At 67.1% G+C, this 21,059-nt stretch carries 15 protein-coding genes; 6 read left to right on the top strand and 9 right to left on the bottom strand.

Translation table 11 applies throughout. The annotated features are described in order from the left end of the window. Nucleotides 1-11 precede the first annotated feature (11 nt). Genes ACS5PN_RS05305 through ACS5PN_RS05290 form a run of 4 tightly spaced genes read left to right on the top strand, consistent with a single transcriptional unit; the run spans nucleotide 12 to nucleotide 4,294 of the window. Nucleotides 12-1,304 carry an alpha-amylase family glycosyl hydrolase gene (locus ACS5PN_RS05305; protein ID WP_439462892.1) on the top strand — a complete coding sequence of 431 codons (1,293 nt, stop codon included), beginning with the start codon at nucleotides 12-14 and terminating at the stop codon, nucleotides 1,302-1,304. Then, nucleotides 1,301-2,701, top strand: a complete 1,401-nt coding sequence (locus ACS5PN_RS05300) for a glycoside hydrolase family 32 protein (protein ID WP_439462891.1) — start codon at nucleotides 1,301-1,303, stop codon at nucleotides 2,699-2,701. The genes ACS5PN_RS05305 and ACS5PN_RS05300 overlap by 4 nt, the downstream gene beginning before the upstream one ends. Beyond that, nucleotides 2,698-3,432, top strand: a complete 735-nt coding sequence (locus ACS5PN_RS05295) for a sugar nucleotide-binding protein (RefSeq protein ID WP_439462890.1) — start codon at nucleotides 2,698-2,700, stop codon at nucleotides 3,430-3,432. The genes ACS5PN_RS05300 and ACS5PN_RS05295 overlap by 4 nt, the downstream gene beginning before the upstream one ends. A 22-nt stretch (nucleotides 3,433-3,454) precedes the next feature. Beyond that, entirely contained in the window at nucleotides 3,455-4,294 is an 840-nt protein-coding gene (locus ACS5PN_RS05290) for a PA4780 family RIO1-like protein kinase (protein WP_439462889.1), read from the top strand. Nucleotides 4,295-4,347: 53 nt separating this feature from the next. Here the strand turns inward: ACS5PN_RS05290 and ACS5PN_RS05285 are convergent, their stop codons facing one another. From ACS5PN_RS05285 to ACS5PN_RS05245, 9 genes are read right to left on the bottom strand one after another with little or no spacing between them, the layout of a single operon-like run. Continuing rightward, the gene (locus tag ACS5PN_RS05285; RefSeq protein ID WP_439462888.1) at nucleotides 4,348-5,238 is read right to left on the bottom strand and encodes a hypothetical protein; all 891 of its coding nucleotides are present in this window, start codon (nucleotides 5,236-5,238) and stop codon (nucleotides 4,348-4,350) included. Nucleotides 5,239-5,286: 48 nt separating this feature from the next. Beyond that, entirely contained in the window at nucleotides 5,287-6,363 is a 1,077-nt protein-coding gene (locus ACS5PN_RS05280) for a hypothetical protein (protein WP_439462887.1), read from the bottom strand. Then, nucleotides 6,345-7,226, bottom strand: coding sequence for an aldo/keto reductase (locus ACS5PN_RS05275; protein WP_439462886.1), 882 nt, complete (start codon nucleotides 7,224-7,226; stop codon nucleotides 6,345-6,347). Before ACS5PN_RS05275 ends, ACS5PN_RS05280 begins: the two co-directional genes overlap by 19 nt. After that, entirely contained in the window at nucleotides 7,223-9,592 is a 2,370-nt protein-coding gene (locus ACS5PN_RS05270; RefSeq protein WP_439462885.1) for a glycoside hydrolase family 13 protein, read from the bottom strand. Before ACS5PN_RS05270 ends, ACS5PN_RS05275 begins: the two co-directional genes overlap by 4 nt. 53 nt (nucleotides 9,593-9,645) lie before the next feature. Next, nucleotides 9,646-11,211, bottom strand: a complete 1,566-nt coding sequence (locus ACS5PN_RS05265; RefSeq protein ID WP_439462884.1) for an alpha-amylase family glycosyl hydrolase — start codon at nucleotides 11,209-11,211, stop codon at nucleotides 9,646-9,648. Continuing rightward, on the bottom strand, nucleotides 11,208-12,098 hold the full coding sequence (malG, locus tag ACS5PN_RS05260) for a maltose ABC transporter permease MalG (RefSeq protein ID WP_439462883.1): 891 nt from the start codon (nucleotides 12,096-12,098) through the stop codon (nucleotides 11,208-11,210). The genes ACS5PN_RS05265 and malG overlap by 4 nt, the downstream gene beginning before the upstream one ends. Nucleotides 12,099-12,100: 2 nt before the next feature. Next, the gene (malF, locus tag ACS5PN_RS05255; protein ID WP_439462882.1) at nucleotides 12,101-13,681 is read right to left on the bottom strand and encodes a maltose ABC transporter permease MalF; all 1,581 of its coding nucleotides are present in this window, start codon (nucleotides 13,679-13,681) and stop codon (nucleotides 12,101-12,103) included. Further along, entirely contained in the window at nucleotides 13,678-14,862 is a 1,185-nt protein-coding gene (gene malE, locus ACS5PN_RS05250) for a maltose/maltodextrin ABC transporter substrate-binding protein MalE (RefSeq protein WP_439462881.1), read from the bottom strand. Before malE ends, malF begins: the two co-directional genes overlap by 4 nt. Nucleotides 14,863-14,915: 53 nt before the next feature. Continuing rightward, complete coding sequence (locus ACS5PN_RS05245) at nucleotides 14,916-16,037, bottom strand: ABC transporter ATP-binding protein (RefSeq protein WP_439462880.1); 1,122 nt, start codon at nucleotides 16,035-16,037, stop codon at nucleotides 14,916-14,918. 360 nt (nucleotides 16,038-16,397) lie between these two features. Here ACS5PN_RS05245 and ACS5PN_RS05240 point away from each other — a divergent pair, with 360 nt between their 5' ends. Both ACS5PN_RS05240 and glgB read left to right on the top strand, forming a co-directional pair. Continuing rightward, nucleotides 16,398-18,869: a glycogen/starch/alpha-glucan phosphorylase gene (locus tag ACS5PN_RS05240; protein ID WP_439462879.1), complete on the top strand. Its 2,472-nt coding sequence runs from the start codon at nucleotides 16,398-16,400 to the stop codon at nucleotides 18,867-18,869. Nucleotides 18,870-18,871: 2 nt separating this feature from the next. Next, nucleotides 18,872-21,049 (top strand): 1,4-alpha-glucan branching protein GlgB, encoded by a 2,178-nt coding sequence (gene glgB, locus ACS5PN_RS05235; RefSeq protein ID WP_439462878.1) that lies wholly within the window; start codon nucleotides 18,872-18,874, stop codon nucleotides 21,047-21,049. The last annotated feature ends 10 nt before the right edge of the window (nucleotides 21,050-21,059 follow it).

Below are 21,059 nucleotides of genomic sequence, written 5' to 3'. Positions count from 1 at the left end.
CAGAGGACCACATGCCCACCCGCCGCACCGTGCTGACCGCAGCTGCCTCCTCCGTCATGTTGCCCGCCATGAGCGCCCCTCAAGACATGCCCCATCTGCCCTGGTCGCGCCAAGCCGTCATCTACCAGATCAACGTCCGGCAGTACTCGCAGGCTGGCACCTTCAAGGCCGTGCAGTCCGATCTGCCGCGGCTGAAGAAACTGGGTGTCGACATCCTGTGGCTGATGCCGGTGCAACCCATCGGCAAAGTCAACCGCAAGGGCACGCTGGGCAGCTATTACTCGATCAGCGACTACACCGCCGTCAACCCCGAGTTCGGCACGCTGGCCGATGCCAAGGCCTTCGTGGCCGAGGCCCACCAACTGGGCTTCAAGGTCATCCTCGACTGGGTGGCCAACCACACCGCCTGGGACCATGGCTGGGCCACGGCCCACAAGGATTGGTACAAGCTCAATGCCAAGGGCGAGATCCATGCCGTCACCTTCAACGAAGGCCAGCCCAGCGAAGAGCATTGGGACGACGTCGTCGCGCTGAACTACGGCAGCGAAGGCCTGCGCATAGCCATGATCGACGCGATGAAGTTCTGGGTGCGCGAGACCGACCTGGACGGCTTCCGCTGCGACGTGGCCAGCCTGGTGCCCACCGACTTCTGGGTGCGCGCCCGCAAGGAGCTGGAAGCGACCAAGCCCATGTTCATGCTGGCCGAGTCCGACGCCGTCGACCTGCACACCAGCGGCGCCTTCGACATGACCTACTCCTGGGACCTGGCCGACCAGGTCTTCAAGAAGATCGGCAAAGGCGAGGCGGGCGCGCCGTTGCTGCGTGAATGGCTGACCAAGCAGCAGAGCCCTGCGAATGGCTATCCCGCGGATGCCTACCGCATGCGCTTCACCAGCAACCACGACTTCAACTCCTGGCATGGCACCGACGCCGATCTTTATGGCGACGCCTACCAGGCCCTGGCGGTGCTGACCTTCACGCTGCCGGGCATGCCGCTGATCTACAACGGCCAGGAGTCGCGCCTGACGAAGAAGCTGGAGTTCTTCGAGAAGGACCCCATCGCCTGGAAGCAGCATGAGCTGGCCAGCTTCTATCACCAGCTCATCATGCTGAAGCACAAGCATCCGGCGTTGGCGGCCGGGCAGTACGGTGCGCCGGTCCAGCTGCTGGACAGTCCGCCCGATGTCGTCGCCTTCGAACGCCGCCAGGGAGCTGACGTCGTGAAGGTGGCCGTCAACCTGTCCAAGACGCCGCACACCTGGCAAGGCCGCAAGCTCAAGCCCTGGGGGTGGCTGCTGTTGTGAACGCCACCCCCGGCTTCAGGCCCGCCATCCACTTCGCCGCGCAGAAGAACTGGATCAACGACCCCAACGGCCTCGTCTTCGACGCGGCCACGGGGCTCTACCACCTGTTCTTCCAGCACAACCCCTTCGGCGATGTCTGGGGCCATATGAGCTGGGGCCATGCCACCAGCCCCGACCTGCTGCACTGGACCGAACTGCCCATCGCCATCCCCGAGGACGAACGCGCCTCCATCTACTCGGGCAGCCTGGTCATCGACCACGCAGGCACGGCTGGCTTCGGCGCCGGTGCCTGGGTCGCCTGCTACACCGGTTGTTTGCGCCGCCCCGAAGGCGGCCAGGCCCAGGAGCTGGCCTTCAGCCTGGACCGCGGCCTGACGTGGACGAAGTACGCCGGCAACCCGGTGCTGGACCTGGGCCTGAAGGAGTTCCGCGATCCCAAGGTGTTCTGGCATGAGGCGACCGGCCGCTGGATCATGGGCGTGGTGCTGCCCGAGGAGAGGCGCGTGGCCTTCTATGCCAGCGCCAATCTGCGCGACTGGGCCTTGCGCAGCCATTTCGGCCCCACCGGCTGCACCAGCGCGATCTGGGAATGCCCCGACCTGATCCACTTCCCGGATCAGGACCGTTGGCTGCTCAAGGTCGACACCTTCGAAGGCCACCCCGCCGGCAGCGGCGCGCAATGCTGGGTGGGCCGCTTCGACGGCGAGGGTTTCAAGGCCGAGACCGAGGCCTTCTGGGCCGACCAGGGCAGCGACTTCTATGCGGCCTTGTCCTTCGCCGGCTTGGCCGAGGGGCGTGCGCCCGTCTGGCTGGCCTGGATGAACCAGCATGCCTATGCCAAATACACGCCGACGCTGCCCTGGCGGGGCGCCATGAGCCTGCCGCGCGAGCTGGCCCTGGCGCAGACAGCCGAGGGCTGGCGGCTGTTGCAGTCGCCGGTGTCGACCGAAGCGCTGCGCGGCACGGCCCGTCATCTCGCCGGCGCCGGCCTTGTCGATGCGGCGGGTGATGTGCTGGAGCTGCACTGGGAGCTGGACCCCGGCAAGGCTGAGGCGTCGACGCTGGATGTGCGTTGCGGGCCTGGCGGCGAGTCGACGCAGATCGGCATCGACCATCGCCGCGGTCTGGTGTGGATCGATCGCAGCCGCAGCGGCCACATCCCCAGCGCCGCAGCCTGGCAAGGTCGACGTGAGCAGGCTTGGGCCGGCGCAAGCGGGCCGCTGGCGCTGCGCGTCATCGTTGACCGCTGCTCCGTCGAGGTTTTCTCGGGCGACGGCCGCGTGGCCCTGACCGAAGTCATCTATCCCGGTCCTGCCAGCGATGGCGTGGCCGTGCTGAAGCAGGGCAGCGGCGACTGGCTGCGCAGCGTGCTGACCCTCTGGCCCTTGGACGCATGAAGATCCTCATCACTGGCCTGAACGGCACCTTGGCGCCGCGCCTGGCCGAAGTCGCGCGCGCGGCCGGGCATCAGGTCATTGGCTGGGACCGGGCCGCCGTAAACCCCGACGACGAAAAGCTGTCGGGCGCCTGGCTGTCCGCGCAGTCCGTGGACGCCGTGGCTCATCTGGGCATGGGGTCGGCGCGCTTTGCGGGCTTTCTCGCCGAGCGCTGCCACAACCTGCTGTTCACCAGCACGGCCATGGTCTTCGACCACGCGCCCGATGGCCCGCACGACGTGGCCGACGACCGCAGCGCCAGGGACGACTACGGCCGCTACAAGATCGACTGCGAGAACGCCATCCTGCTGGCCAGCGAGACGCCCGTCATCGCCCGCATCGGCTGGCAGATCGACCCGACCCAGGCCGGCAACAACATGCTGATGGCGCTGGACGGGTGGCAGCAGCGCGAGGGTCGCGTGGCGGCCAGCCGTGCCTGGACACCGGCCTGCTCCTTCATGACCGACACGGCCGCGGCCCTGCTGGCGCTGATCGAGCGGCCGCTGCCCGGCGTGCATCATCTGGACAGCAATGCCGAAGAGGCGTGGCGATTTGACGAGGTGGCCCGCGCGCTCGCCAACGCCTTCGGACGCGACTGGCGCGTCGAGGTGAACCACGACTACCGGCACGACCAGCGCCTGGTGGGCGGGCCCAGCCGCCTGCCCCCCTTGTCCGCGCGTCTGGCCCGATAGCGAAGGGCCCGACAATCGGGTCATGAAAGCACCCGCCCGCCTGCAGGCACTGATTGACGAAGGCCTGATCGACAGCGTCGTGCGCCAGCTCAAGAGCGGCAAGGAAGCCGATGTCTATGTCGTGCGCTGTGGCGACGACACCTGCGCCGCCAAGGTCTACAAGGAGGCCAACAAGCGGGGCTTCCGCCAGGCCGTCGACTACACCGAGAACCGCAAGGTCCGCAACAGCCGCCAGGCACGTGCCATGAGCAAGCGCACTGCCTACGGCCGCCAGCAGCAGGAAGCCGCGTGGCAGAGCGCCGAGGTCGATGCGCTCTACCGCCTCGCCGCCGCTGGCGTGCGCGTGCCGCGGCCCGACAACTTTCATGACGGCGTGCTGTTGATGGAGCTGGTGGCCGATGAGGATGGCGATGCGGCGCCACGCCTGAACGACCTGACCTTCAGCGACGCCGAGGCGCGCCAGCACCACGCCACGCTGATCGGCGAGGTGGTGCGCATGCTCTGCGCCGGCGTCATCCACGGCGACTTGTCCGAGTTCAATGTGCTGCTGGCCGCCGACGGGCCCGTCATCATCGACCTGCCGCAGGCGGTGGACGCCGCCGGCAACAACCATGCGCCGCGCATGCTGATGCGCGATGTGGACAACCTGCGCAACTTCTTCGGCCAGCATGCGCCGTCGCTGCTTGGCACGCAGTACGGCCCGGAGATCTGGTCGCTCTATGCCGCCGGCCTGCTGGTACCCGACACGCCGTTGACGGGGCGCTACGAGCGCAAGCAGGGCGAGGTGGACCTGTCGGGCGTGCTGCGCGAGATCGAGGATGCGCGGCGCGAGGAAGCGGAGCGCCTGCTGCGCATGAGCTAGGGCCTGTTAGCACTACGGCAACGGCCCATTGCCGTAGCGCTAACAGGCCCTGGTCAGCTGATTTCGCCGGGCTGCAGCCACAACTCCTTGCGCTGGATAGGCGTCTCGGGCGGCAGCAGCGGGTTGCTGAGCTTGATGACGCGGTCCGGCGCTATGGGGTGGACCTTGATGACGGCGGCGTACTGCTCGCGGTGCAGGCGCTGGAAGCTGCCGTCGGCAATCGCCGCCTCGAGCCCGGTCTTCAGTTCGGCCGCCAGGTCCGGGCGGGTCGGGCTGACGAAGAGGTAGGCCGCTGCGGGGTAGTGCAGCATCAGGTCGGGGGCGATGGCCAGCTCGGGATAGTGGCCGCCGGCCATCTCGGCGTCGATCTCGAGGATGGAGCGCGGGAAATAGTCGATGCGGCCGGCGGCCAGCATGCGAAAGAGCGCGTCGTAGCCGCTGCTGGTGCCCACCTGCAGGCCGTTGGCGCGCAGGATGGCCGTGTCGGGCCAGTCATGGCCCTGGCCGGCCATGCGCTGCCTGAGGTCCTTCAGCGTGCGCACGCGCTGCCACTGCGCCAGTTCGCTCTTGCGCACCAGCAGCAGCCGCCAGCCCAGCAGACCGCGGTCGATGGGGATGCGCACCGGCAGCAGGCCGCTGGATTCGCGCTGGATGTCCGTCATGGTCCACATCAGGTCGATAGGCGCATGGCCGGCGGCCAGTTCGACCAGGGTGCGGCCCTGGGTCATGTCGAGGTCAACCGGATGGATGGCCAGCCGGTTGCTGCCGCGGCTCAGGGCCAGCTCGACGATGCGGCGCACATAGGCCAGCTGCGGGTCGGGCATGCTGATGTGGCGCGGCAGGCGCACGGGCTCGCCCGGCTGGGCCATCAGCGGCCGGGCCGCCAGCAGCAGGGGCAGGCTCAGCAGGGCGCGGCGGCGGATCGACGTGGAGATCACGGGCATCGGGCCGCATCATGAAGCAGGCGGTGAAATCTCGGGTTATCCCTGGCCTCAGAGCTGGTGGCGCTGCGCCTCGAGTTCGCGTTCGCGCAGGTGGGCGAGCAGCGCGACGTCGTTCAGCACAGCATCCTCGGCTGCGAGGGCGCCGCTGTCGCGCAAAGTGAGGCCGTGTTCCCGCAGCGCCTGTTGCAGCCATTGCGCACGCCGCAGCGTGCGCGACGTGCAGGAACGGCCGCGCAGGTCGTCGTCGAGGTCGCTGCTGTGGGCTTGCCAAGCATTGGCGAGGTAGAGCTGACCCGGTGCATGGGTCAGTTCATTGTGCCAGCGCGTGGCCAGGCCGCGGTAGTGGTCGAGCACCGCCGTTGTTGCACCGCGCCTGGCCAGGCGCTCCGCAAGGCTTTCGTAGGCCTGAGCCGCTAGCCGCTTGAAGGTGAGGAAATGCGGCAGTGCCTCGTCATCGCTGCCCGCGTCGAGCAGCGCGCCAAAGAGGTGTCGGCCTTCGATGCGTTCGGCCAGATGGAACTGCGGGCAGTCGCGGCCGTCGCCCGCGCTGTTGAGCTGCGTCAGCGGGTCAAAGCGGTAGCAGTAGCCGAAGTCGTAGAGCCAGAGGCGTTCGCCATCGTCCAGCAGATTGCCGGCGCTGTAGTCCCATTCGAAGAAGCCGTGCTCGATCAGCGCGCAGCCGGCTTGGAGCAAGCTGCGGGCCTGGCGCTCGTCCAACACGCCGGGGTGGCGGCCGTCTAGCCACGGCGACACGACGAGGCCAGCACGCGATGAACAGTAAATGGGTTTGACGATGCCCGCCAGATCCAGCGGAGCCAGTTCGGCGTGGCGCTGCAGTTCGTTCAGGAAGGAGGTCTGGCCATCAGGGTTGCGCACCCGGCATTCGGCGCGGGCGCGCTTGATGGCCCAGCGACGGCCGGCGTGGTTGAGGCACAGCACCTCGGCGGTCAGGCCGCCGTCGTGGAGGGCTTCGACGCCAGGGCTGTCTGCGGTCAGCGCCTGCAACTCGGCCACCGGCAAGGGCAGGGCGAGCGCGTCGCCAAAGGCGAACTCCGCACCGCTGGCAATGAAGGCCAGATTGGCCTGCTGGCGCTGTTCGTCCAGCGTCAGATCAGCCCCGGCCATGCATCGCCACCCTGACGATCGAAGGCGGCCCGGATGGCGACGACCAGCTCGGCCGGCAGCGGGCCGCGCTCGATGGCGTCGAGGTTGCGGCGCAGATTGGCCGGTTTCGCGGTACCGACGATGGCGCTGGCGGCACCCGTGTGGAAGGCGGCGAAGCGCAAGGCCACGTCCGCCCAGTCCTCGGCGTTCGGGATGCCCATGGCCTTGAAGCGGTCCCAGTACTGGCCTTCGGCGAAGTCGTCGGGGCGCTGGGCATGGCGCCAGACCGCACCGGCCAGCGGGCGCTTGGCGATGACGCCGATGCCGGCATGGTCGGCCCGCGCGGCGCGGGTCTTGAGGTGGGCCTGGTCGCAGAGGCTGATGGAAGTCTGCAGGCTGCCGAAGGCGCCGCTGTCGATCGCGAAGTCGATCTCGGCGTTGTCGCCCGAGTAGGCCGCCACGCGCAGCTTGCCGGCCTGGCGGCAGTCATTCAGCGCGCGGGCCACGTCGCCCTGCTCCAGCACATGCAGGGGGCAGGAATGCAGGTGGACGATGTCCAGCCAGTCGGTCTTCATCAGCTTCAGGGCGCGCTCGATGCCCTGCACGACGCAGTCATACGTCCAGTCGGGTACGCCTTCGACGCCATAGCCGACCTTGGTGGACAGCACGAAGTCGGCGCGGCGGCGGGCGATGTGGCGGCCGATGCGCTCCTCGCTCAAGCCATAGCCGCGGGCGGTGTCGATGAGGTTGATGCCAAGGTCCAGCACATGGTTGAGCAGGGCGCCGGCCTCCGCTTCGGTCGTGCGCTGGTCGTTGATGTGCATGGCGCCGAAGCCGAGGGCCGAGACGCGCAGGCCGGTGTGGCCGAGGGGATTCAGGATCATGGGGTGATGAGGACGCGGCCGAACAGGGGCGGCACGGTGAGTTGGAGGCTGCCGTTCTTGACGGCCACGGGCTTGCCGTCGAACGCGTCGCGCAACTGGTCGGCGGGGAAGGGCAGGTCGATGCTGATGCTGCGCGGCTTGTCGCTGTTGTTGGTGGCCGTGATGGCCCAGGTCGCACCGTCCTGGCGGGCCAGCACGACGACGTGGTCGTCGACGAGCAGCGGCTCGCTCAGCTTGCCGTGGCGCAGCACCGGCAGGTCGTGGCGCAGTTTTGTCAGGCGCTTGAAGTCGGCCAGCAGGGCCTCGTCGGGCTTGCCGCCTTCATCGGCCCAGGGGTAGGGCGCGCGGTTGTAGGGATCGTCGCCACCGCCCAGGCCCACTTCGTCGCCGTAGTAGATGGTCGGCGAGCCGGGGTAGGTCATCTGGAAGAAGACGGCCAGGCGCAGGCGCTGCTTGGCCAGCGCCAGGTCGCGGTCCTCGCCGAAGTGATGCAGGGCGCGCGGCTGGTCGTGGGTCGACAACAGGTTCATCAGCGCCGAGAAGGCCTGGGGCGGGTAGGCCTCGCGCATCAGCTCCAGGTTGGCGGCCATCAGCTTGCCGCTCTTGCCGGCGGCGTAGTCCAGCACGGCGTTGCGGAAGATGTAGTTCATCGTCGAGTCGAACATGTCGCCGAGGAAGTACTTCGAGCTGTCGAACCAGGTCTCGGCCACCGTCAGCGCGTCGGGCTTTTTCGCCTTCACGGCCTGGCGCCATTCGCGCCAGAAATCGTCGGGCACCCAGGGCGCCACGTCCATGCGCCAGCCGGCCGCGCCGCGGTTCAGCCAGGTGTTGGTGACCGAGTCCTTGTCGCGGTAGGCATAGGCGCGGAAGGACGGGTTGTTCTTGTCGATCTCGGGCAGGTCGCTGACGCCGGCCCAACCCTGGTATTGCTTGTTCGGCTCGGTTTCTTCGGGCCTGAACTTGAACCAGCCGTAGTAGGGCGACGCAGGATTGGGCTTGCCGTTGTCGAAGGCGCCGCCGGCCGGGAAGTTGCCGTAGCGGTTGAAGTAGGGCGAGTCGGCGCCGACGTGGTTCAGCGAGGTGTCGGGGATGACGCGGATGCCGCGCTTGGCGGCCTCTTCGCACAGTCGCGTGAAGTCCTCGTTGCTGCCGAAGGCCGGGTCGATGTTCTTGTAGTCCGCCGCGTCGTACTTGTGATTGCTGGGGGCGCGGAAGACCGGCGTCAGATAGATCGCGTTGGCGCCCAGGCTCTTGATGTAGTCGAGCTTTTCGATGATGCCGGCGAGGTCGCCGCCGAAGAAGTCGTTGTTGTAGAGGGTGTCGGAGCCGTCACCGGTGTTGGGCTTGAAGGGCTTCTCGTTCCACTTGGCGTGGCGTTCGACATCGCGGTCCTGGTAGCGGTCCTGTGGCCGGCCGCCGCCCGGGCGCGGGTCGTTGGCCTTGTCGCCATTGCGGAAGCGCTCGGGGAAGACGTAGTAGTAGACGATGTCCTGGGCCCAGGCTGGCACCTGGAATCCGGGCGCGTAGACGGTCTGGCGGTAGCGGCGCACGCGGTTCAGGTTGGACGGCAGGCGCTCCACCGAAGCGCGGCCCATGGAGCCCTTCTCGCGAGTCCAGTAGATGGGGTCCTTGTTGTTCTGCAGCGCGTACTTGCCCTGGTCGGTCTCGATCTCGAACCAGTAGCCGTAGATGCCCGTTGCCGTGAAGGCATGCCGGGCCGTGAAGCCGGTGCCGAAGCCCCGCGGCTGCGGCGTCATGGCGATGCGGGCGACGGGCTCATACGCCAGTTGCTCCTGGTTGCCGCTCATGTTGCGGCGCTCGATGACGAGGGTGGCGCGCTGGAGGCCGGGCACGTCGTTGCCGATGGAAAAGCTGATCTCGCTGCCGGCCGGCTGGGCGCCGAAAGGTGCCTTGAACTCGGTGTTGCGCGAGTCGAAGCGGGTTGTCAGCGCGGCCTTGTCGGTGAGGGGCTTGGGCGGCGTGGGCTTGAAGGTCTTGGGGCCTACCGCGAGCGTTGCGCTGCCGTCGGCGGCGATGGCCAGGCGCAAGGTGTTCTGGCCGCTGAACTCGCGCTTCAGATTGCCGGTGGCTCCACGCGCCGGGTTGCCCTTGGCATCACCACCAAAGGTCAGGTTGGCCGTCCAGTCCTCATCCGCGACTTTGAACTCCTGCGTGCCCTTGGCGGCCACGTTCAGGTAGTAGGCGTCGCAGCGGTACTGGAAGGCCTGTTCGTCCTGGGCGGACCAGTTGTTGAGGCCGCCGCGCAGGTAGACGGTGGCGTCGCCGAGCGGTGCGGGCTTGCAGCCGGAGGCGGCGTGGGCCGCCGGCGCCAGCAGCGCCAGGCAAAGCGTGAAGAGCTTGAGCATGAGGGGCAATCGGTCATGCCGCGGCCGCGGCAGGTGGAATCGGAGTGGCGCCTTCAGTGGACGCGCTTGTAGCGGTTGTAGCCGCCCAGTTCGCGCGGTACAGGCTTCAGCACAAGCACGCCATGGGCGGGCACGTCGACGGTGACGAAGCCCGAACCCAGGGTCGGCGGCGCTGCGCCCGGCGTGGCGGGCACCAGGCCCAGCATGTCGATCAGCGGCGTGTCGTCCATCAGGGCCCAGTTCGCCACCATCAGCCGGTCGCGCACGGGCTGGTCGGAAGGGTTGGCGACCACGATGAGGGTGTCCAGCGCCTTGTCGGTGTGGCGCTCGAAGGCGAGCAGCCTGGCCGACTCGACGAGGCGGAAGTCGCCCACGCGAAGGGCGCGATGGGCCTTGTGCATGGCTATGAGCTTGCGGACCCAGACGGTTTCGGGGTTGTCGTCCTTGAAGAGGTCCCAGCGCATGGGACCGCGGTTGGCCGGATCGGTGCCGCCTTCCATGCCGACTTCCACACCGTAGTAGAGGTTGGGCGCGCCGGGCAGCGTGAACTGCAGGGCCTGAACGAAGCGGCGCTGGGCCGCGTCGGGCCACTGGCTGACGATGCGGGGGATGTCGTGGTTGTCGATGACGATCCAGGACTTCAGCAGAGGCTCGATACCGGCGTCGCGCACCATGCGGTCGATCATGCGGCCGGCCGTCGGCCCGTCCAGCTCGCCGCCGGCGGTGCCGTTGATGATCTGGCGCAGCGTGAAGTTCATGACCGCGTCGATGGACTTCAGCCACTCGCCGGGGTAGTTGACGATTTCGCCAACGACCAGCGAGCCGGGCTTTTGCGTGTGGGCCGACTTGGTCAGCGCCGCGAGATACGTCGGGCCGAGCTCGAAGGCCGTGTCCAGCCGCCAGCCATCCGCACCGTCACGCAGATAGCTGCGCACGACGGAGTCGGGGGCTTCGTAGAGATAGCGCCGCACGGCAGGGGACTCGAGATTGAGTTCCGGCAGGTTCTGGAAGCCCGTCCAGGCGCGCGCGCCACCCGCGTACTGCGGCCCCATGGCGAACCAGTCGCGCCAGCGACTCATGGGGTCGGCCATCGCCGCCTTGAAGGCCGGGGAGTTGCGGCCCATGTGGTTGAAGACACCGTCAAGCACGACCTTGAGGCTGCGTCTATGCGCTTCGGCCGCCAGGCGCTTGAAGTCTTCGCGGTTGCCGTACTCGGGCGAGATGGCCTTGAAGTCCAGGGCGTCGTACTTGTGGTTGGTATAGGCCTGATGGATGGGGTTGATGTAGAGCACATCGGCGCCCAGCTGCTGGACGTAGCCGAGCTTGGAGGTGGCGCTGGCGAGGTCGCCGCCCCAGAAATCCAGCTCGTGGGCCGCCAGCTTCTCGGCCTCGAGGTAGGGCCCGGGTGTGGGCGCCTCGTTCCATTCGCGCAGGCGCTTGGGTGCCGGGTAGAAGTCGCGCTTGGCGGCCAGGTCTTTTGACGGCACGAAGCGGTCCACGATGATCTGGTAGACGACCGCGCCGTTGCGCCAGTCGCGCTCACGGTCCTCATAGGGGCCGGCATGCGCCGTCAGAGCGCCGAGCAGGGCCAGGCCCGCTGCGGCGATCTGACGCTTCATCCTTTGACCCCCCCAGCGGTCAGCCCGGACACGATCCAGCGCTGGGCGAGCAGGAAGACCAGCGTGATGGGCAGGCCCGACAGCACGGCCGCAGCCGCGAAGTCGCCCCACAGGAAACGCTGGTCGTGCAGGAAGTATTTGGAGCCGACGGCCAGTGTCAGGTTGCCCTCTTCCCGCAGCAGGATGGAGGCGACCGGGTACTCGATGATGGTGCCGATGAAGGCCAGCACGAAGACCACCATCAGGATGGGCACGGCCATGGGCAGCAGTACGCGCGAGAAGGCCTGCCAGTGCGTGGCGCCGTCGACCTTGGCGTTCTCCTCGATCTCGACCGGGATGGTCTCGAAGTAGCCCTTGATGGTCCACACATGCGTGGCGATGCCGCCGAGGTAGGCCAGCACCAGGCCGGCATGGGTCTCGACGCCCAGGGCCGGCACGTAATTGCCGATGGTCTCGAAGATGGCAAAGATGGCCACCAAGGCCAGCACGGGCGGGAACATCTGCAGCAGCAGCATGCCGTTGAGCACCGGCTTGCTGAAACTGAACTTGAGCCGCGCGAAGGCATAGGCCGCCGTCGTCGAGATGGCGACGATGAGGAAGGCCGAGGCGGTGGCGATCTTGATGGAGTTCCACAGCCAGGTCAGCACGGGGAAGGGTGGCTGCACCAGGCTGCCATCGGCCGCTTGATACGGAATGCCCAGCGCCAGCTTCCAGTGCTCCAGGCTGATCTCGGTCGGGATCAGGCTGCCGGTGGCGAAGTTGCCGGGGCGCAGCGAGATGGACACGACGGCCAGCAGCGGGAAGAGGGTGATGGCGATGAAGATCCACATCACCGCGTGGGCGCTGAAGGTGCGCCAGCGGGCTTGTTTGCCGAGGACGATGGCCATGATTACTTCTGCGCCTTTGCCGACAAGCGGAGGTTGATGAGGGACAGCGCCGCGACCAGGAAGAAGATCAGCGTCGAGATCGCCGCGGCCAGGCCGAAGTCCGAGCCCGAGTCGCGGAAGGCGATGCGGTAGGTGTAGCTGACGAGGATGTCGGTCTGGCCCGCCGGCAGCTTGGTGGACAAAAAGTCCGGCCGGCCGTCGGTCAGCAGCGCGATCAGCACGAAGTTGTTGAAGTTGAAGGCGAAGGCGCTGACCAGCAGTGGCGCCAGCGGCTTGATGATCAGCGGCGCGGTGATCTTGAAGAAGTTGGTCGCGGGGCTGGCGCCGGCCAGGGCCGAGGCTTCGTAAAGGTCGGCCGGGATCGCTTTCAGCAAGCCGGAGCAGAGGATCATCACGTAGGGGTAGCCCAGCCAGACGTTGACGATGACCAGCATGGTCTTGGCCAGCAGCGGATCGGCGAACCACGCCGGCTTGACGCCGAACAGCGCGTTCAGGATGGCGTTGATCTCGCCGAAGTTCTGGTTGAACAGGCCCTTGAAGACCAGGATGGAGATGAAGCCCGGCACCGCATAAGGCAGGAAGAGCAGGGTGCGGTAGGTGGTGCGGTACTTCATGCCCTCCCAGTTCAGCATCACCGCGAACAGCATGCCGATGGCCGTAGCGAAGAACACCGTCAGCGCCGAGAACACCACCGTCCACGTGAAGATGGACAGGAAGGGCCCGCGGAACTCGGCGTCGAACAGCATGCGGGCGTAGTTGGCCGCGCCGATGAAGGCCTTGAAGCCGGGCTGCAGGGTCTCGCCGGTGGCGGTCTGGAAGAAGCCGGTGTCGCGGTTGGCGATGAAGACAGCGCCATCAGCGGTGCGCGTGAGGCTTCCGTCGGCATTCGCCGTCCACTGTGGCTTGACCGGGCCGAACTCGCGCAGGCCGAGGTAGTGCAACTCGGTCTTGTCGGGCATCACCAGCACCAGCTTGGCGAGCGCCTCGCGGTGCTTGATCAGCTCGGGCAAGGGCAGGGCGGTGTCGGCCGGTGCGGAAGCTGCTTCGGCTGCCGCCACATCGACACGCACTTCCTTGCCAGCGCGCAGGGCCAATGGCGGCGACACCCAGCGCGGTGCGGCTTCACCCTCGCGCAGCACCAGGCGGTATTCGGCGCCGCTGGCATGCAGGCTGTAGGCCAGCACCTGGTCCTCGACGGCGTCATGCTGTTCCAGCAGGTATTCGCGCACGCGGCTTTCGCTGAGCAGATGGGTGCTGGAGTAGTTGGTGAAGCCGATCTGCGCCGTGTAGACCAGCGGGAAGGCGATGAAGATCAGCATGCCGGCGATGCCGGGGAAGAGGTAGCGCCAGGCAAAGCCGCCGCGGCTCAGGTAGACGTAGAAGCCGGCCGTGAACAGCACCAGCAGGCCCGCAGCCCAGGCGGCCTGGCCGGTCGTGTAGACGACGAAGACCAGATAGAGGGCGCCAACGATCAACGCCAGCGCGGCGGGCCAGTACAGCAGCTTGGACAGGCGCTCGGTCAGCGAGGGCGGCAGCGTCGAGTAGCTGCCCTGTCCCAGCGTGGAGGAGGTGGCAGCGTTCATTTGTTCAGCAGCATCCGTGCGGCCGCGCCATCGAGCGCGTCCTTGGGGCTTTGCAGGCCGTTGGTGATGGCTTCCAGGGCCGCGTCCATCGCGGTCCAGAAGCGGCCCACCTCGGGGATGTTGGGAATCGGCGCGCCGTTGCGGGCGTTGGTCATGCTGGCCGCGATCAGCGGGTTGACCGACAGCTCGGCATAGAAGGCCTTGTTGGCCGGCACGCCGATGGGCACGTTGGCGTCCAGGATCTTCAAGGCCTCGGGGCGCATCAGGTGGTTCTCGATGAACTCCTTGGCGATGTCCTTGTTCTTGCTGGGCGCCGAGATCATGCAGCCCAGCACGCCGACAAAGCTCTTGCTCGGCTTGCCGGCGATGACGGCGGGAATGGGGGCCACGCCGATGTCGATCTTGGCCTTCTTCGCGTTGTCCCAGGCCCAGGGGCCGGAGATCATCATGGCCACCTCGCCGCGGGCGAAGGCCGCCTCCATCTCGGAGTAGCGCGCGCCCTTGGGCATGTGGCCATCCTTGATGAGGCGCTCGATCATCTGCGCACCGGCCAGCGCGCCCTCGTTGTTGACGTCGACCTTGCGGGGATCGAAGTCGCCTTGCGCGTCCTTGCCGAAGATGACGCCACCGGCGCCGGCAATCATGGGCCAACTGAAGAAGCTCTTGTTGTAGTCCCACAGCACGGCGTGCTTGCCGCTGGCCTGCAGCTTCTTGTCGAGGGCGATCAGCTCGTCCCAGGTGGCCGGGGGCGTCGGCACCAGGGCCTTGTTGTAGATCAGGCCGGTGGTCTCGATGGCGATGGGGTAGCCCCAGATCCGGCCGCGGTAGCTCAGCGCCTTCCAGGCCTGCTCCTCGGACTCGGCCTTGAGCTTGGCGGAAGGGCGCAGCGGCGTCAGCAGGCCGGCTTTGGCCCATTCGCCGACGCGGTCGTGCGGCCAGCAGAAGATGTCCGGGCCTTTGCCGGCGCCGGCGGCCTGCTGGAATTTGTCGGTCGGGTCGACCGGGTGCTCGACGACCACCTTGACGCCTGAGATCTTCTCGAAGGCATTGCCAACGGTCTGCAGGCCGCCATAGGCCTTGTCGCCGTTGATCCAGACGAGGAGCTTGGGTGTCTCTGCGGCAGCTGCCGAAATTCCGCCACAGAGGCACAGAGACACGGAGACATGCAGAAGAGCTTTCAAGGCCTTGGCCTCTGAGCCTCTGTGCCTCTGTGGCTGTGTTCTTTTCGCTGCCTTCATGCCTGCAACTCCGGCGCGGCCAGGCGGCGCAGCGCGAGGCCGTTGGCGTCGAACACATACAGCGCCTCGGCCGGCAGGTGCAGGTCCAGGGCCTGGCCGTTGCGCAGTCGGTCGGCACCGTTGCGGCCTTCGAACTGGCAGGTCAGCGGCTCTTCCAGGCCCGGATAGGGGCAGTAGGCGAAGGTGATGCCGCCGAGCGATTCGACGAAGGCTACCGTGCTCTGCAGCAGATTGCCGGGGCCGCCCTGGCGGATGTGCTCGGGCCGCACGCCCAGCGTGACCTTGTCGCCCACCTTGGCGCCACTGCCGTCGACGCGCGCCTGCAGCACGACGCCGCTGCCGGCCAGCTTGACGTCAACATGGCCGCCTTCGACCCCGACCAGTTCTCCCGCGATGAAGTTCATCTTGGGGCTGCCGATGAAGCCGGCGACGAAGAGATTGCGCGGATGCTCGTACAGCTCCAGCGGTGAGCCGACCTGTTCGACCTTGCCGGCCGACAGCACGACGATGCGGTCGGCCAGGGTCATGGCCTCCACCTGGTCGTGGGTCACGTAGATCATCGTGGTCTTGAGGTCCTCGTGCAGCTTGGCGAACTCGTAGCGCATGCGCACGCGCAGGGCGGCGTCGAGGTTGGACAAGGGCTCATCGAACAGGAAGACCTCGGGCTTGCGCACGATGGCGCGGCCGATGGCGACACGCTGGCGCTGGCCGCCGGACAGGTCCTTGGGCTTGCGGTCCAGCAGATGTTCTATATGCAGGATCTTGGCCGCGTTGCGCACGGCGGTCTCGATTTCCGCCTTGGGCACCTTGGCCAGCTTCAGGCCGAAGGCCATGTTGTCGTACAGATTCATATGCGGGTAGAGCGCATACGACTGGAAGACCATGGCGATGCCGCGTTCGCTGGGCGGCACGTCGTTGACGACGCGGCCGCCGATGGTCAGCTCGCCCCCCGTGATCTCTTCGAGGCCGGCGATGGAGCGCAGCAGCGTGGACTTGCCGCAGCCCGAGGGGCCGACGAAGACCATGAACTCGCCGTCGCGGATCTCCAGGTCGATGCCATGAAGGATGCGGATGTCGCCATAGGCCTTCTCCACGCCGGTCAGTCGAACGTCTGCCACATCTAACCTTTCTGTCGCCGGGCGTCCTGTTGCTGAACTACGCCGGCTTGTCTCGTCGGGAGACGGCTAAATTTCTCTTGTTTGGCCGTCTTTGTAGACAATATACATTTGCAAAGCCGCGACAACAACAGCGGCAACCCGCTTGAATCCTCACGAAACCCTTATGGATCAACGGTTTGCAAAACGTCGCGGGTTTTCCCGATGTAGTCAAACTACACAACGGGTCGGAGCTGGCCGATACTTCGCCCAACGCTGCCCTTCGAGTAGCATTCTTGCCCCCGTCGCTGGGGGCTGGCACTGATGAACACCCCAACCCGTCTTCCCGTTCAACGCAAGCCTGCCGCCAAGGCCTCCACCGCGATGAAGAAGCCCACCACTGCCCTCTCCGCCGAAGACAAGGCCCTGCGCACCGCCTTCGAGACCGCCTACGAGCGTGAGCTGTCCCAATCCAGCCATGGCGCCACGCCCCAGGCGGCCCTGCATGCCGCGGCCATCGCCTGTCGCGAGACCCTGGCCCGGCGCTGGGCCAAGACGCAGGCCGCCGATGCCCAGCGCGGTGACAAGGCGCCGGTGCGCCGCGTCCACTATCTGTCGATGGAATTCCTGATGGGCCGCGCGCTGTCGAATGCGCTCGCCGCCCTGAAGCTGGTCGACCCGCTGGAAGCCAAGCTGGCCGAGAGCGGCACCAGCCTGGGCGATGTGCTGGAGCGCGAGCCCGATGCGGCGCTCGGCAATGGCGGCCTGGGCCGTCTGGCGGCCTGCTTCCTGGACAGCTTCGCCGAACTGGAGCTGCCGTCCTTTGGCTACGGCCTGCGCTACCGCTATGGCACTTTTGCCCAGGTCATCAGTCAGGGCCGCCAGCTGGAGCAGCCTGACGACTGGACGCGGGACTCCCCGGCCTGGGAGCTGCCGCGCCACGATGTGCGCTTCCATGTCGGCTTCGGCGGCCGTGTCGAGGTCGATGCCTCCGGCGTGCGCCGCTGGATGCCCGCCGACGAAATCGAGGCCCAGGCCTTCGACTTCATCGTGCCGGCCCACCACAGCGACCGCGTCTCTACGCTGCGCCAATGGCAGGCCACGGCCGCGCCGATTGCCTTCAAGCCCTTCTGCGAGGGCGACTACGCCCGCGCCGCCCGCCACCAGGTGCTGGCCGATGCGCTGAACTGGGTGCTCTACCCGGATGACAGCACCGAGGCCGGCCGCGAGCTGCGCCTGAAGCAGGAAGCCTTCCTCGTCAGCGCTTCGCTGCAGGACTTGATCTCCCGGCACCTGCGCGAGTTCGGCAGCCTGCACAACCTCGGCAAGACCAACGCCATCCACCTCAACGACACGCACCCGGCGCTTGCTCCTGCCGAGCTGATGCGCCTGCTGCTGGACGAGCATGGCCTGGGCTGGGACGAGGCCTGGAAGATCACGCGCCAGGCCGTGGCCTACACCAACCACACGCTGATGCCCGAGGCGTTGGAGACCTGGCCTGTGCGCATGTTCGAGAACCTGCTGCCGCGTCATCTCGAAATCATCTACGAGATCAACCACCGCTTCCTGGAAGAGCTGCAGGAGCGCTTCCCCGGCGACCACGCCCTGGCCGGCCGCGTCTCCCTCATCGACGAGGGTAGCCACGGTGGTGAGCGTCGCGTGCGCATGGCGGCTCTCGCGCTGGTCGCGTCGCACCGCGTCAACGGCGTGGCTGCGCTGCATTCGGAGCTGATGGTGCAGACCATCTTTGCCGACTACGCCCGTATCTGGCCCGAGCGTTTCCACAACGTCACCAACGGCGTCACGCCGCGGCGCTGGCTGCAGCAGGCCAACCCGGCCCTGTCCGCGCTGCTGGACAGCCGCATCGGCGAAGGCTGGCGCAAGGACCTGGCCGAGCTGAGCGAACTGGCGCCCCTGGCCGCCAATCGCGAGCTGGGCGAGGAGTTCCTCGTCGTCAAGCGGGCCAACAAGGAGAGACTGGCCGCCGTGATCCGCCGCGAGCTGGGCATCTCGGTCAATGTCGATAGCCTGTTCGACATCCAGATCAAGCGCATCCACGAGTACAAGCGCCAGCTGCTCAACCTGCTGCACGTCGTGGCCCGCTACCAGGCCATCCGCGACAACCCTGAAGGTGTGAATGGCTCGAACTGGGTCCCCCGCACCGTCATCATTGCCGGCAAGGCGGCCTCGGCCTACCAGATGGCCAAGAGCATCGTGCGCCTGGCGCATGACGTGGCCCGCGTCATCAACAGCGACCCGCGCGTGGGTGACAAGCTCAAGCTCGTCTTCCTGCCCAACTACAGCGTCACGCTGGCCGAAAGCATCATCCCGGCGGCTGACCTGTCCGAGCAGATCTCAACGGCCGGCACCGAGGCCTCGGGCACCGGCAACATGAAGTTCGGCATGAACGGCGCGGTCACGATCGGCACCTGGGACGGCGCCAACATCGAGATGGCCGAGGCCATGGGCGGGGAGAACATGTTCGTGTTCGGCCTGCGCGCCGATGCCGTGGCCAAGATCAAGCAGCTGGGCTACGACCCGCGCCTGTATGTCGAAGAGAATCGCCAGCTCAAGCGCGTCATCGATGCCATCGCAGCGGGCGTGTTCAGCAACGGTGATACCGAGCGCTATCGCGCGCTGGTCGACAGCCTGCTGCACCGCGACGTCTACCTGCTGATGGCCGATTTCGCCGATTACGTCGCCACCCAGGCCAAGGTCGATGCGCTGTTTGCCGACCGTGCCGCCTGGGCCGAGCGAGCCCTGCGCAATATCGCCGGCATGGGCCCGTTCTCGTCCGATCGCACGATCGCCGAGTACGTGGACCGTGTCTGGTCCGTGAAAAGTCTGAACAGCTGACGATGCTCAACGAAGCCGACCTTGATTCCCTGCTGGCGGGCCGCCATGCCGATCCTTTCGGCCGGCTGGGCCTGCACGCGGATGACAACGGTCGGCTGTGGGTGCGCGTGCTGCTGCCGGGTGCCGCCACGGTGGCGCTGCTGGACGCCGGCAGCAAGAAGCACATCGTCGACCTCGAGCAGCGCCGCGGCGGCTTCTTCGAGGCCATGGTGCCGCGTCGCAAGCACCGCTTCGACTACCGCCTGGCCGTGAGCTGGGCCGGCGGCGGGGAGGGCGTCTATGCCGACCCCTACAACTTCTACCCCCAGCTCGGCGACGAGGAGCTGAAGGCTTTTGCCGAAGGCCGCAACTTCCGGCCCTGGCTGAGCCTGGGTGCCCACATCGTGCAGTACGGCGATGTCAGCGGCGTGCGCTTCGCGGTCTGGGCGCCGAACGCGAAGCGCGTCAGCGTCGTCGGCAACTTCAACAACTGGGACGGCCGCCGCCACCCCATGCGGCTGCGCCACCAGGCCGGCGTGTGGGAGATCTTCGTGCCGCACGCGGCCGAGGGCGACCTCTACAAGTTCGAGATCGTCAACGGCAACGGCCAGCTGCTGCCGCTGAAGGCCGACCCCTATGCCCGCCGTGCCCAGCTGCGGCCGGAGACGGCCAGCATCGTCGCGGCCCTGCCCGAGGTCACGCCGCTGCCGCGCCAGCGCGAGCGCGCCAACCGCCGCGAGTCGGCAATCAGCGTCTACGAGGTGCACGCATCCTCTTGGCGCCGCGGCGTGTCGGGTGAGTTTCCGACCTGGGACGAACTCGCCGATCACCTGCCTGCCTACGTGGCCGACATGGGCTTTACCCATGTGCAGCTGATGCCCATCAGCGAGCATCCCTTCGACGGCTCCTGGGGCTACCAGACGCTGGGCATGTACGCCCCCAGCGCCCGCTTCGGTCCGCCCGAAGGTTTCGCGCGCTTCGTCAAGGCCTGCCATGACCAGGGCCTGGGCCTGCTGCTGGACTGGGTGCCTGCCCACTTCCCCATGGACGCCCACGGCCTGGCCGAGTTCGACGGCACGCGCATCTACGAATATGCCGATCCCAAGGAAGGCTTCCACCGCGACTGGAACACGCTGATCTACAACTTCGGCCGCACCGAAGTGCGCGAGTTCCTGGTCGGCAGCGCGATCTACTGGATCGAGCGCTGGGGTGTGGATGGCCTGCGCGTGGACGCCGTGGCCAGCATGCTCTACCGCGACTACTCCCGGCCGGCGGGCGAATGGATCCCCAACATCCGTGGCGGCCGTGAGAACCTCGAAGCCATCTCCATGCTGCGCGAGATGAACGAGCATGTCGGCGAGATCGAAGGCGCCATCTCGGTTGCCGAGGAAAGCACCAGCTTCCCCGGCGTCTCGGCGCCCACCTACGCCGGCGGCCTGGGCTTCCACTACAAGTGGAATATGGGCTGGATGAACGACACCTTGCGCTACATGGCCGAGGACCCGATCAACCGCCGCTGGCATCACGACAAGATGACCTTCGGCCTGATCTATGCGTTCAGCGAGAACTTCATGCTGCCCATCTCGCACGACGAGGTCGTGCACGGCAAGGGCAGCATGCTGGCCAAGATGCCGGGCGACGACTGGCAGAAGTTCGCCAACCTGCGCGCCTACTACGGCTTCATGTGGGGCCACCCCGGCAAGAAGCTGCTCTTCATGGGCCAGGAGTTCGCCCAGCGCCAGGAGTGGAACCACGCCGAGAGCCTGCCCTGGGGGCTGCTGGAAGATGACCGCCATGCCGGCGTGCAGCGCCTGGTGCGCGACCTCAACAAGCTCTACCGCGACCACACGGCCCTGCACCGGCTGGACTGCGACCCGGGTGGCTTCGAGTGGATCAGCGCCCATGACGCCGAGCACTCCATCTACGCCTGGGTGCGCCGCGACGGCACGGGCCGCATGGTGCTGGTCGTCGTCAACATGACGCCGGTGCCGCGCGAGGGCTACTCGCTGGGCGTGCCGGATGGCGTGACGGCCTGGAAGGAAGCGCTGAACACCGATTCCGCGTACTACGGCGGCAGCAATATGGGCAACGGCGTTGCCGCTGCCGGCCTGCCGGTGCAGGCGCATCCTGCGCATGGCAAGCGCCTGTCCATCACGATCAACCTGCCGCCGCTGGCGACGCTTTTCTTCGTCCCCATCTGACCTTGAGTCT

The organism is Roseateles sp. NT4 (genome assembly GCF_051857475.1).
GTDB lineage: Bacteria > Pseudomonadota > Gammaproteobacteria > Burkholderiales > Burkholderiaceae_C > Pelomonas.
The sequence above is the reverse complement of the archived record's forward strand: the minus strand, read 5'-3'. Positions and strand labels throughout refer to the sequence as shown.